Source organism: Variovorax sp. dw_954, assembly GCF_018449755.1.
Lineage (GTDB): Bacteria > Pseudomonadota > Gammaproteobacteria > Burkholderiales > Burkholderiaceae_C > Variovorax.
Genome location: NZ_JAAVVD010000021.1, coordinates 136,993 through 149,172 on the forward strand (window position 1 = coordinate 136,993; position 12,180 = coordinate 149,172).

Below are 12,180 nucleotides of genomic sequence, written 5' to 3' on the forward strand. Positions count from 1 at the left end.
ACGCGTAGATGTGGCTTCAAGACGTTCAACCTGAACCGTCCCGGATTTCGCGGTAGCCCCTTAGCTTGAGTCAGGCCGACATGGCCCGCTGCTCAATCTGACGATAGTAGTTGGCCCTCGAATTCCGCCGGCGGGACAGCCGGTGGGCTCGAGCAGCCGGTGGCAGTTGAACCAGGACACCCGCTCCAGGGTGGCCAGTTCCACGGCCTCCTTGGTCTTCCAAGGCGCATGGATCATCTCGACCTTGTACAAACCGTTGATCGTTTCGGCCAAGGCGTTGTCGTAGCTGTCGCCCTTTGTTGCCCACCAAGGGCTCGATGGCAGCCTCTGCCAAGCGCTCGCTGTAGCGAATGGACAGGTACTGCGACCCCCTGTCCAAGTGATGAATCAAGCTGCTGTCGCGCTCGGGTTTCCGCGAAGGTGTGCGCGCGAAGGCCGAGCGTCGGCCACCTCAAATTGGCCCAAGCTGATGGTTCTGCCGCCCGGCCGGCGGCCGCGTCAGTACGACTTTGGAAGCCCGAGGACCTTTTCCGCAATGAAGCAGCAGATCATCTGTTCGCTGACAGGAGCGATACGGATGATCATCGCTTCGCGGAGGTAGCGTTCGACGTGATATTCCTTGGCGTAGCCATAGCCGCCGTGCGTCAAAACGGCGGTCTCGCAGGCGCTCCAGCAGGCTTGCGCGGCAAGATACTTGGCGGTGTTGGCTTCAGTGCCACAGGGCTCGCTGGCATCGAACTGGCGCGCTGCCTGCAAGGCCATCAGGTTCGCGGCCTCGAGGTGCATCCAGCGTTCGGCCAGTGGATGCTGCACGCCTTGGTTCTTGCCGATCGGGCGGTAAGCTCTCCGGCCTGCTCTCGCAGGTGTGCATCGGACATCATCGTGGGCGTCGTGGAATCACTCGTGTTCATCGACGTTCTCCGGTCGGTCGTAGGAAGCCAGGTCGTGTGCGCGCACCGGGGCGTCACGGCGCGCGACGTGCTCGGGCAGCACCAGCGCCACCGGTGGTGGCCGGCCGCTGGCCTCGCGGGCGCGCTCCAGCGCCAGGCGCACGGCGTTGGGGTGTGGCACGTCGCGCTCGAGCGCATCGGTGATGGCCGCCTGCAGCGCGGCGGCGCCATAGCGCTCCAGCAGGCGCATCAGCGCGGCCGTGATCGAGCCCAGGTTGTGGCCTCGGATGCCGGCGCGCTTGAGCAGTTCGGCGCTGGCCGGAGCGGCGTGCGCCAGGCGGTCGCAGGCTCGATGCGCGCGGGCACCGCGCTTGTGATCGACCAGCGCCTGCACATGCGAGGTGTCCTCGATCTGTGCGCCGCGATCCCAACTGCGCGGGTGAGCGGCGAGCTCGCGCATGCCCTCGAAGATGCGAACCCGACGCTCGTCGGCCAGCACGCCCAGCGTGCGACGAACGTGCGTGTGCGGCACCGAGTAGTCGTTCAGGTCGAAGCGCACGTAGGGCGTCTTGCCGACCGAGACAGCCACGCGCTCGCCCAGCGGGTAGTCGCGCTCGGGCAGCGGCAGCAGACTCGCCCGCTCGGCCTGGAAGGCCTCGCGCACACTCAAGGCGCTGTCTTCGGGCCAGCGCCGGTCCAGGACCTGGCCTTCGCACCACAGGCGGGCCTGGGCGTTGAGGTCGTCCAAGCCGTTGAATGCCCGTGCGGCGAAGAAGCTCTCGCGTGCATACCGTATCGCGCGTTCCACGCGGCCCTTCTCGTTTCCGCGCGCCACCGCCACCGGGCGCGGCTCATAGCGGTAATGCGTGGCGAACTCCAGCAGCGCCGGGTTGAAGCGGATCGCGTCTCCCCGGCGCTCGAGCACGGCACTCTTGAGGTTGTCGTACAGAACCACCCGGCTGGACCCGCCCCATGAGGCGAACGCCTCGACGTGGCCACGCAGGAAGCTGTCCATGCGTGCGTCCAGGAAGAAGCGCAGGAAGATCGCGCGCGAGTAGCTCAGCACCATGACGAAGGCCATCAGCGGGCGTCTCGCACGTCCGACCTGCAGATGGCCGAAGTGCCCCCAGTCGACTTGAGCCTGTTCGCCCGGCAACGTGCGCAGCCGCAGATAAGCCTCGGCCACCGGCCGCGGACGCATGCCCGCAATGAGGTGACGGAAATGCTCGCCGCTGCCGACATAGCCCCGCTCGCTGACCATGGCGAACAGCCGCACGGCGCTCAGCACGGGGAACTGGGTCAGCGTCTGGAGGATGAACGCCCGGTACGGGTCGATGCGGCTCGGGCGCAACGGCGTCGACGGTGTCGGCAGGCCGCTCTGGGCGAGCACCCGGTGCACGGTGTCGCGATGCACGCCCAGCAACCGGGAGATGGTGCCCACGCGCCACTTCTCCACGTCATACAGGCGCAGGATTCGCGCGCCGACTTCAGGGGCTATGGTCATGGCGCGCGATGCGGGTGCCGGCCTGCCGGCCTTGACGCAGGAAGCCCTGACGCACCCAAGGCATCAGCGCCTGCTCGCAGCGTCGACAACGTAAGCCGGCAAGCGCCGCCTCCGTTTGTGTCACGCCAGCACGTGAGTCGGCCTCGTCGTGCCCGGGCGCCGTCGCGATGGCGGTGTCTGTGGTGATGTCCATGCATGCGACCAGTGAAGCATCGGTGGGGCTCACTCTGGAACCCTGATGCGTCACCATTTCTGCGTCGCTGCGGTGGCGAGCGCGCCACCGCCGTGCCCGTGCCGCGTGGGCCATGCGACCGCGACGGCTGCGCTGGTAGCGTCGTGCGGCCTCGCGTTGCGCACTCTCACGGGCTTGGCGTGAACAAGCCGCGTTGCAATAGCGCTGGCCACGATCGCAGTGACTGCACAGAAGCACCTGGTCGCGACAGCGCGCGCACAGGAACAGACGGGCGCCGCGTTCCATCCGCACCTCGAGGCGCTGCCAATGATGCTGGACGGACGCGTCCCAGCGCGCCACACTGTGGTGGCACCGCCTTTATCGGCACGGTGTAGGGCGCGGCGCGGTCTTCAAGCTTGCCGGCGTGATGGGACCGCTGCCGTACCCGCCTTCTTCGGCAACATCGTGTGTTGTACAGACCACGGCGTGCATGCGCCACAGGGCAGACGCGCAACGAACCCACGGCGCGAGCCCGCGAAGCTCACATCCCATCGACCTCCGCTGAATCTGGCTCCGGCCAGGAACGGGCTGGCCGCGCCTGCCTGGCCGCCCCTCCGGGGCGCCCAGGCAGGCAACAAGACCAATCACCAAAGGCATCGAGCACACAGCACTCGAACCTCAGGCAATCCAAAACGAAAAACGCTTCCTCACCGCCGAATAAACGCGGTTCCTGACCGCCGTTCACAGCGCTCGAATGGGCTCAACGGGCATCGGTACAACCCGCCGAGTGGGCCCGACGGCTTTGCTTTGTGCGCGGCTTCGCCCGCCATTGCAGCGCCACCGACAGCCGCACCGAGATACCGCCGCTCGGCCTGTTGCCACACCGATCGACGCGCGCCAGGCCGCACCTGTACACCGAGGACGAGATCAGGCGGCTGCTGGATGCGGTATTGGACCTCCCCGTGGCCTGGCCGTCGACATCGCTGCGGCCATGGGTGTTCCACGGCCTGCTCGGCCTGCTCAGCGTGACGGGCCTGCGCCTGTCCGAAGCGCTGAACCTCGAACTTGCCGACGTCGACGTTGATCAGGCGGTCTTGACGATCCGCGGCGCCAAGTTCGGCCAGTGGCGGCTGGTGCCGATCCACCCGTCTACCAGCGCGGTCTTGGCCGACTACCTCAAGCGACGCGAACAATTCTTCCGCCACCCGGTCTCCTCCTACCTGTTCGTCTCGCGCCGCGGCACTCGCCTCGACGTCGGCCATGTCCATCGGACCTTCTACACGTTGTCGCGTAGAACGGGCTTGCGCGAGGTGGGCGCGAGCAAGGGGCCGCGGCTGCATGACTTCCGCCATCGATTCGCCGTTCAGACGCTGACGCGCTGGTACCTGTCAGGCAAGGACCCTGGACGCGAGATGCCGCTGCTCTCGACTTACCTCGGGCATGTATGCGTTGCAGGCACTTACTGGTACCTGAGCGGCAACCCTGAACTGATGGCACAGGCGATGGCTCGACTGGAGCGACGCTGGGGAGAATCGTCATGAGTGGTCAACCCAACTTCGGTGCTCTTCTGGAGCGGTTCTTCACCCAGCGCCTGATGCAGCAGCGTCGGGCCAGTGTGCACACGATCGCGTCATACCGCGACACCTTCAAGATGCTGCTGCAATTCGTCCACAAGCGCTTGGGCAAGGCGCCCTCGGCACTGGCGCTGGCCGACATTGATGCGCCGCTGCTGATGACCTTCCTCGACGAGATGGAGCGGGTACGCGGCATCACCGCTCGCACGCGCAACCTGCGGCTGACGGCCGTGCACTCGTTCTTCCGCTTTGCGGCATTCGAGGCGCCGACGCACTCGGCGCAGATCCAGCGCGTGCTGGCCATTCCGGCCAAGCGGTTCACGCGCACCTTGGTGCCATTCCTCAATCGGCTGGAGGTCGACGCGCTGCTGGCGGCGCCGGATCAACAGAGCTGGTCGGGTCGCCGCGATCACGCATTGCTGCTGTTGGCGGTGCAGACCGGCTTGAGGCTGTCAGAGCTAACAAGCCTGCGGCATGAAGACTTGCAGCTCGGCGTTGGTGCCCACGTCCGCGTCATCGGCAAGGGACGCAAGGAGCGGTGCACGCCATTGAGCAAGAACACGCGCGCCGTGCTGGCCGCGTGGGCGCGAGAGCCGCCATTGGACGGGAACCAGCCGCTGTTCCCCAACGCACGCGGCGGCAAGCTGAGTTCTCACGGCGTGCACTACTTGCTGAGCAAGCACGTCGCGACGGCCGCTGCACAGTGTCCGTCGTTGAAGAACAAACGTGTAAGCCCGCACGTGCTGCGCCACACGACGGCAATGGACCTTCTTCAAGAGGGCGTTGATCAACCGACGATCGCGCTCTGGCTCGGGCATGAGTCGATCGAGACGACGCAAATCTATCTCGACGCCAATCTCGCAATTAAGCAGGCGGTGCTCGACAAGACAACGCCGCCGGAAGGCAAGCCCGGTCGGTATCGGCCCGATGACCGACTGCTGGCCTTCCTGAAGAGCTTGTAGCGCGCCCTCCTATGTCCCGCGGTGCGATCCGCTCGCCACAGGTGCGGCGCACGGGCCCCGGGACATAGTCCGGCGCGGGAGATAGTCCAGCCGCTTATGGCCCAGTAGCACCTGGATGACGCGGATGTCGACCTTGCGTTCCAGCAGGTGCGTGGCGAAGCTGTGGCGCAGCGTGTGCGGAGATACGCGCTTGTCGATGCCGGCCGCCTCGGCTGCAGCGTGCACGGCGCGGTTGAGTTGGCGCGCGGTAAGAGGATCCGTCGGGTTCATGCCGGGGAACAGCCACCCCCCGGGCAGCATGCGACCTTGGGCGTGGCCGATACGCCACCACGTGCGAAGGCGCTGCAGCAGCACTGGGCTGAGCATGGCGTAGCGGTCCTTGCGGCCCTTGCCTTGTTCCACCCGAAGCGTCATGCGCTGGCTGTCCACGTCGGTGACCTTCAGGCCGATGACTTCGCTGGCGCGAAGGCCTGCGCCATATGCCACTGACAGCGCCGCCTGATGCTTGACGTTGCGCGCCGCGGCAATCAGCCGCGCGACCTCGAGTGGGCTGAGCACCACCGGCAGGGTGCGCGGCAACTTGACCGGTTGCATCTTGGCCATCAGTTCGAGGCGGCCTACGGTGATGTCGAAGAAAAAGCGCAGGCCGGTCAGCGTTGCGTTGAGCGTGATGGGTGAAGTGCCCGAGTCGACCAGGTGCAGTTGGAAGTTGCGCAGGTCCTCCACGGTAGCCGTGTCACGCGGGCGGTGAAGATATGCCGCAAGCTTGCGCACGGCGCGCACATAGGCCTCCTGGGTCCGAGGCTCCAGCTTGCGCATGCGCATGTCCTCGAGCATGCGTTGACGCAACGGGTTGACCGTCGAGATGATCGTGTCCATGGTTGATGCTCTCCGTCGAAAACGAGGCGGGATTGCCTCGCTGTCAACGGTGGCAGCAACTCACGAAATGAAACACCCGGCCTGGCGCGGAGCGCCTACCGCGAGAGCGGTTTAGTCCAAAGACTGATTGCAGCCGCTCGGCCTTCGCGGGTTGGACGTCCGCAATCTCCGCCAGCAGACATCGCGCCAGACTCGCGGCGTTGCGCCTGCCACCCGCTACTTCTTCTTCGATCTCGAGTGGAACCTCAGCACGCCGTCCAGCTCCTTCAGTCCGTCATCGTCTTCTTGCGTCGGTGTGCCGCTCCAGTTTTTGACGGGCTCGTCCGGTCCACTGTCCTGCTCGAACCAGATCAAGGAAAACGTCTCCTCGAAAGTGGGGTAGTGCTTCGCCAGCTCTGTCAGCTCGTAGCCCTTCGGCCAGTCCCGAAACCATACATCTTGCGAGACGCGTGAGTCTTCGCCTGACCACTCACCACCCTGAATCAGTCTAAGGGCGACCGATTCGTGAGGAATCGGGGAGCGCATCTCGACCCACGCGTTAAGGTCCCGAAGTGCCTTCGACCGTGAGGCGTACCGGACGACCGTCGAGTTCATGAAGACGAACGCGCACGGGTAGTCCGTCACGGCGGCAAGACGTGAAGCGCACGCGGCAAAGGAAGCGCCATACTTCGCGCGCAACCGCTCGACCAAGTCGAACGATGGTTCCTCCTGGTCAACGTCGAGCTTGAAGACATCGAATGGCATCAGCAGCTCGGAAGCGAAGATGTCGCAGGCGATTTCGTTGTCTTCACGCTTCGCGTAAGACCAGGAGGGCGTTTCCTGGTGATTCGAAGCGAGCCCTAGGACGAGGTGTGCCACTTCGTGGCACACCGAAAATCGCTGGCGTTCGCGGCGCTCCACCTCGTTGATGACGATCGTGGACTTCCCGTTTCGTCGCGTGAGTGTGTAGCCAGATTCGCCGTCGCCCATTTCTTCATAGGTGATCTTGGCGTCCACCTTCCGCGTGTATACCGACAGATCCTGGTCGATGTTGGATAGATCCAAACCGCGCATGAACTGGCGCGCTTTCGACCTGATGGACACCTCGTCGATCATGCGTCGTCTTCCAGCGCCCTGCGGACTCGCGCTTCCAACGCCTGCATGTCCGGTCGCCCGCTCCCACGGTTCCTCATGGTGGCGCCCATCTCGAACATCTCCGCGGTCATGTCGGTCTGAAGCACGTGCTCTACCCAGTCGGGGTTCACGTCGTTGCTCATCATGAATTGAGCCATCTCCACCTCTCGTGGCTTGGCTTTGAGCACGCGCAGCAGTCGCGCGAGTAGCTCCTCGGAAGGGGACTGCTTTTCCCCTGTTTCCAATCGGTAGACATACGTGTGATCGACGTCTGCGAGCTGCCCCAGCTCGCGCGACGAGAGCTCGCGGGCTTCGCGCAACTTGCGCAAGAGTGTCCCCAGGCCGGACTTCGTGATCAAAAACATTCCCTTCCGATTGAAATCAGCATAAACTGTTGCCTGCGCAGGCAACAGATGCGAAATTTATCTGGGCGACACACCTCTCAGACAGATCGGATGATGTTGCTTACGCAGACAGTATCCGACTATGCCACCCGGCTCTTGCGACTGCAAGCGCGCACTTCGAAAGGACGATTTCATGGCGAAGAACAAGCCCATCGGCGACAACGCCCGGGTCGGAGCGGTCCGGGACCGCTCGCAAGTCTTCAACCCCCAGACGCAGGTCTGGACGAAGCGCGATACCTCGAACGGCCGCTTCATGGATCAGAAGGCTGACGGCGACCCGTTCAAGGGCGTTCGCAAGGAAAAACCTGTGAAGTAAACGCGGTGGGTCAGGCCGCCGCGTGCGGTCTCCCGCCCACCCACCGGAGATGTGCATGCACCGCGACCTTCCCATCAACCCTGTGCGCCGCCGCTTCTCGGCCGGCGCGTCTGCCAAGTTTGTCTTCCTGGCCGAAGCCATCGGCCGCGTCTACGAGCCGACGCAGACGCAGCTCAGCGATCTCGACCGCGCTTACCAGAGCACCGGCGAGTACCTAGCCGCCTGCGCGGAGTTCGAGGGACTTCTATATCGGGTGCACGCGTACGGCTCGCGACAACTCGGCACGATGGTGCGACCGATGGATCCGCTGCGGGAGGGGTACGACGTCGATCTGGCTGCCTGCCTCGCACGCGAGGGGCTTCTGCGCTACGGTGGTCCCGGCGGGCCCGCGCGTCTCATCGAACACATGTACGTTGCGCTGAAGCGCTACGCCGATCGTCACGACCTGAAGCTCGCGCGCAACGACCGGTGCGTGACGATGACCTACGCCGGCGGGATGAAGGCTGACTTCTCATCCATCATCGACGATCCGTCCCAAGTCGTCCTGTACGGTGACACCCACGGGCGCATTCCCGACCGCGACCTGCAGCGCTACCTTTCCACGAACCCGCGCGGCTATTGTCAGGCTTTCGACAAGGCCGCTCTTATCGCGCCGACGTTCGAAGGCAGGGCAGCGCTCAACGCCACATTCGACTCGATGCGCAAGTCGGAGCTCATCCCGCTGCCTGATGCCGACGAGGTGTTCGCCAGGCTGCTCTCGCGGCTGGTCCAACTCACCAAGATCAATCGCAACATCGCGTTCGGTGCACCTCGAGACGGCGCAAACCTCGCGCCGTCTTCCAGCATCTTGACCACGCTGGTCGCGAACGCCTACGCGATCGAGGCGCCGAAGCCGCACGATGGCCCTATGGATCTGCTGCTCGATATCGTTCAGCTGATGCCAACGCTCATCAAGCGCTTCCCGATGCCCGACGGCAGCGAATTCTGGTACCTGGACAACCCCACCGCGCAGAACGACAACTTGGCCGCCTGCATGGACACTCAGGCCAAGCAGAAGGCATTCGATGCCTGGCACGAGCGACTAGTGATGGACCTCAACGCTCTCGTCGACGCCATCGACCAAGGTGCCGGCATGGATGTCGTCGCTCGTGCTGTCGAGCGGGTCTTCGGTCCTCGGGCGCAGGCGGCCGTGCTCGAGAACAACGCGCAGCGACGCGAAGCCAATCGATCGGCCGGCCGAGGAATTTTGGTTCTCGGATCCGGTGCCGGAGTGACGATGGCCGCGCGCGCCCACACCAACTACGGTGACTGAATGCGCATGGTGCCGCCCGTCCGGGTTCCTACGCTTGCGCAGCGTGCGATGGAACTGCGTGCGCTGAACTTTCCCGATGCGCGCGTGCGACTCCTCCAGGGGCGTGAGCTTCGCTTCGATTTCTCGATAGCGCCGACAGTGTTCGCACGTCTCTACCGGTGCACGTTGCTGCTGACGCCAGCGAGGTCCCCGGTGATGTTCGTCGTGAAGCCAGACTTGTGCGCACTGGCCGACGGGCGGCCCTTGCCGCACGTCTATCACCACGACGGTCCGGGCACCTGCTTGTGCCTGTGGTTGCCGCGCAAGAAGGAGTGGGTTCCGCAGATGGGGCTGCTAGAGACCTACTTGGCCTGGACCGGCGAGTGGCTGAACTATTTCGAAGAATGGCTCGCCACGGGCGAGTGGGCGGGCGGCGGAGAACACCCGCCGCCGCGAAAAAAGCGGCGGCGCGAAACAACCGGAGCAGTCAATCCATGAGCACTATCGCCGAACGGCAACTCCGACCGGAGATGCTTAGCCTCGTGCGGGCGCGAACGTTGGTCTACCGACGTGCCAAGCATTGCCAAGCAGTTGTCCTGGGGCTGAACTTGACGCTGCCGGTCGCGTCGGCAATCGCGGCGGCGCTGATGCCTACGGCGCGCCCGGCGATCGCGCTGGTCGCGGTCATCCTGGGCATCTTCGACTTAACCGCGATCGAAGGCTGGATCAAGTCGCGTCTAAAGGTCGGAGCGAGGCTGCAAGAAGAGTTCGACTGCGAGGTTCTCGACATCGACTGGAATGCGTTTGTTGCGGGCGCCAAGGTCGACGCCGAAGAGACCTTCGAGGATGGGCGGTGTACGTTAGACGCCGACGGCGAGAAACGACTGCGCGACTGGTATCCGACCAGCGTGGCAGACGTCCCCGTTGAAGTCGGCCGGCTGATCTGCCAACGCGAGAACTTGGTCTACGACAGCGACCTGCGCCTGGCTTATCGCAGGCTGTTGTTCTGGTTCATCGTTGCCTTCGTGGTTGTGGCGAGCGGGGTGAGCCTGGCCATCAACCTCTCGTTCATATCGTTTGTGCTTGCGTCGGTGCCGGCGGCTCCAGCCTTGACCTGGGCGCTGCGCGAGCGCTGGAGGCAGGGCGACACCATCGAGACGTTGGCCCGCCTGAAGGCCGAGTCCGAGAAGCTCTTGATGGCGGCCATCACCGGCATCGACTCCGTCGAGGGACGGCGTCGTTCCCGCGAACTGCAGGACGCCATCTTCGGCCACAGGGCGACGGGCTCGCTCGTTTTCGAGTGGCTATACAACCGCGTGCGTCCACGTCTTGAGTCGAAGCTGATTCACGGCGCGGAACACTGGGTGAACCTATACAAGAAGGCCGTAACATGAGAGTGAGCGTGCCGCCACAGTTCAACCTTCTTGCCTTGGGCGCAAGAATTCAGCCGCAGGGCGGCGAACTGCTCGCGGCGCGAGCTCACCGGATGTCGAGTCGCGCGCGCCTGGAGAAGTCGTTTTCGGTCAGCGGCGTCCGACCCATTGGCAGCCACGCACGTGGGACAGCCATCCGTTGGTACAGCGACCTGGACACGATGGTGATCATGCGCAAGGCCGAGGTGATGCGGAGCGGCAAGCTGGTCTCGTCGGACACGCTGCTACGTAGAATCCTCGACGACCTCGGTGAACGCTATCCTGCTTCGACGGTGTACAAGGACGGCCTGGCGGCAGTCATCGAGTTCGGTGGCAGCAAGCAAAGCCTTGACATCGTGCCGGGCATCTTCGTCCGATTCAATGCTGGCCGGCCAGTGTTCTTGATTCCAGACGGCATGGGTGGTTGGTTCGAAAGCAGCCCTCAGGTGCACGATCGCTACTTCGAGCAAGCTCACGAACGCAGTGGCAACAAGCTTGCGAAGGTCTCGCAACTGCTGAAGTGGTGGAAGCATGCGCGCACGCCTTCGCTGCCAATCCACAGCTTCTACATCGACATGGTCCTTGCGTCTTGCGGCATCTGCCTGCCGGCAAAAACGTACGCGAGCTGCCTGCGAGACTTCTACCGTGTGCTCAAGGATGGCAGCTGCGGAGCGCTAACGGACCCGTGTGGGATCGCCGGTGACATTCGATCCACGGACACTGAGGTGCAACGTCAGTTCCTACTCAAGGCGGCTGAGTACGCCGCCTTCCACGCGGACGTTGCTCTTGCCGCAGAGGCGCGCCGGGACTTCGAGGAAGCCAATCGGCAGTGGGGCCTCGTCTTCAATGGTGAGTACTAGAGCGTTCTGGGTTGGCGAATGCGGTTCGTTCGTGCGCAGGGCCGATTGCGGCCCATTGACCTTGCCTGCCTCTGGATCGCTTCACAGCAGGTTGCGGACGAAGCTCTGCGAGGTCGCGTGCTAGCAGGATGCGGAAATACTCCCCTCCAAAGCGAGGCATCTTCTTCGGCGAAGGTCCGCTTTTCACATGGTGCAGTGAGCGGCGATTTTGGGAGCCGTTTCCGCTGATTTGAGGGTGTTTTGCAAGCCTCTGATGGCCTCAGAGCCCCTGCGGACGGATTTGCCCCAACGAGCGCATGCGCGTCAAGTTGTACGCCGTCATCGTCAGCACGAACAGGTGGTCCACGCGCTTGAGTCCACGCACCATCACCTGACGAATTCCGCCCACCGTCTTGGCCCAGCCAAAGCCCTGCTCGATGAGCTTGCGTTTGCGCTGCGACAACGCATAGCCCTCGCTCGCAGCGATGGCATCGGGCACTGCTGAGCGCCGCCCGGAAGTGTTCTGGGCCACGTGCGGTATCACGCCCATGTCCTGGCACGCCTGGACGAACTCCTGCGCGTCGTACCCCTTGTCCGCACCGAGCGTGACCGCGGCATCCGGACTCGCGGTGGCCTGACGGGCGTCCCTGATCATGACCTTGGCCGCTTCGCGTTCGGCAAAGCCATCGGCTTGTGTGACCATCGCGTTAGCGATCAGGCCGTGGCGGTTGTCCGAGAGGGTATGGCCCATGTAGCGCAACTCGCTGGCGGTCTTGCCCTTGCGGTACAGCCGCGCATCGCCATCGGTGCGCGAGGCGTGGGTG

13 protein-coding genes and 2 pseudogenes are annotated in these 12,180 nt (G+C 64.2%); 7 read left to right on the forward strand and 8 right to left on the reverse strand.

The genetic code is table 11. From position 1 onward, the window contains the following. Positions 1–70: 70 nt before the first annotated feature. The 4 genes and pseudogenes from HB681_RS27405 to HB681_RS27420 all read right to left on the reverse strand — a co-directional run. A pseudogene (locus tag HB681_RS27405) lies at positions 71–415 on the reverse strand (IS3 family transposase); the annotation flags it as partial. A gap of 83 nt (positions 416–498) precedes the next feature. Next, a pseudogene (locus HB681_RS27410) lies at positions 499–846 on the reverse strand (acyl-CoA dehydrogenase family protein); the annotation flags it as partial. Between the two features lie 51 nt (positions 847–897). Beyond that, positions 898–2,394, reverse strand: coding sequence for an IS21 family transposase (gene istA / locus HB681_RS27415; protein WP_213958030.1), 1,497 nt, complete (start codon positions 2,392–2,394; stop codon positions 898–900). Beyond that, on the reverse strand, positions 2,378–2,587 hold the full coding sequence (locus tag HB681_RS27420) for a hypothetical protein (RefSeq protein WP_213958031.1): 210 nt from the start codon (positions 2,585–2,587) through the stop codon (positions 2,378–2,380). Before HB681_RS27420 ends, istA begins: the two co-directional genes overlap by 17 nt. Positions 2,588–3,375: 788 nt before the next feature. Between HB681_RS27420 and HB681_RS27425 the strand changes: the two genes are divergently transcribed. Together HB681_RS27425 and HB681_RS27430 are read left to right on the forward strand one after the other, a co-directional pair. After that, a complete protein-coding gene (locus HB681_RS27425; RefSeq protein WP_213958032.1) occupies positions 3,376–4,107 on the forward strand; it encodes a tyrosine-type recombinase/integrase in 732 nt (243 codons plus the stop codon). Then, complete coding sequence (locus tag HB681_RS27430; protein WP_213958033.1) at positions 4,104–5,102, forward strand: site-specific integrase; 999 nt, start codon at positions 4,104–4,106, stop codon at positions 5,100–5,102. The genes HB681_RS27425 and HB681_RS27430 overlap by 4 nt, the downstream gene beginning before the upstream one ends. Before the next feature lie 9 nt (positions 5,103–5,111). On the opposite strand, the gene HB681_RS27435 is transcribed toward HB681_RS27430, so the two are convergent. The 3 genes from HB681_RS27435 to HB681_RS27445 form a co-directional block, all read right to left on the reverse strand. Continuing rightward, positions 5,112–5,981, reverse strand: a complete 870-nt coding sequence (locus tag HB681_RS27435) for a site-specific integrase (RefSeq protein ID WP_213958034.1) — start codon at positions 5,979–5,981, stop codon at positions 5,112–5,114. 216 nt (positions 5,982–6,197) lie between these two features. Beyond that, the gene (locus HB681_RS27440; protein WP_213958035.1) at positions 6,198–7,076 is read right to left on the reverse strand and encodes an ImmA/IrrE family metallo-endopeptidase; all 879 of its coding nucleotides are present in this window, start codon (positions 7,074–7,076) and stop codon (positions 6,198–6,200) included. After that, positions 7,073–7,459: a helix-turn-helix transcriptional regulator gene (locus tag HB681_RS27445; protein ID WP_218628315.1), complete on the reverse strand. Its 387-nt coding sequence runs from the start codon at positions 7,457–7,459 to the stop codon at positions 7,073–7,075. The genes HB681_RS27440 and HB681_RS27445 overlap by 4 nt, the downstream gene beginning before the upstream one ends. Before the next feature lie 172 nt (positions 7,460–7,631). On the opposite strand from HB681_RS27445, the gene HB681_RS27450 reads away from it, so the two are divergent. From HB681_RS27450 to HB681_RS27470, 5 genes are read left to right on the forward strand one after another with little or no spacing between them, the layout of a single operon-like run. Next, a complete protein-coding gene (locus tag HB681_RS27450) occupies positions 7,632–7,814 on the forward strand; it encodes a hypothetical protein (protein ID WP_213958036.1) in 183 nt (60 codons plus the stop codon). 55 nt (positions 7,815–7,869) lie between these two features. Further along, positions 7,870–9,126 (forward strand): nucleotidyltransferase, encoded by a 1,257-nt coding sequence (locus HB681_RS27455; protein ID WP_213958037.1) that lies wholly within the window; start codon positions 7,870–7,872, stop codon positions 9,124–9,126. Further along, positions 9,127–9,603, forward strand: coding sequence for a hypothetical protein (locus HB681_RS27460; RefSeq protein WP_213958038.1), 477 nt, complete (start codon positions 9,127–9,129; stop codon positions 9,601–9,603). Beyond that, the gene (locus tag HB681_RS27465; protein WP_213958039.1) at positions 9,600–10,499 is read left to right on the forward strand and encodes an S-4TM family putative pore-forming effector; all 900 of its coding nucleotides are present in this window, start codon (positions 9,600–9,602) and stop codon (positions 10,497–10,499) included. The genes HB681_RS27460 and HB681_RS27465 overlap by 4 nt, the downstream gene beginning before the upstream one ends. Next, positions 10,496–11,377 (forward strand): nucleotidyltransferase, encoded by an 882-nt coding sequence (locus HB681_RS27470; protein ID WP_213958040.1) that lies wholly within the window; start codon positions 10,496–10,498, stop codon positions 11,375–11,377. Before HB681_RS27465 ends, HB681_RS27470 begins: the two co-directional genes overlap by 4 nt. 259 nt (positions 11,378–11,636) lie before the next feature. On the opposite strand, the gene HB681_RS27475 is transcribed toward HB681_RS27470, so the two are convergent. Beyond that, positions 11,637–12,180, reverse strand: a 544-nt coding sequence (locus tag HB681_RS27475) for a transposase (protein WP_213958041.1), incomplete at its 5' end; no start/stop codon positions are given.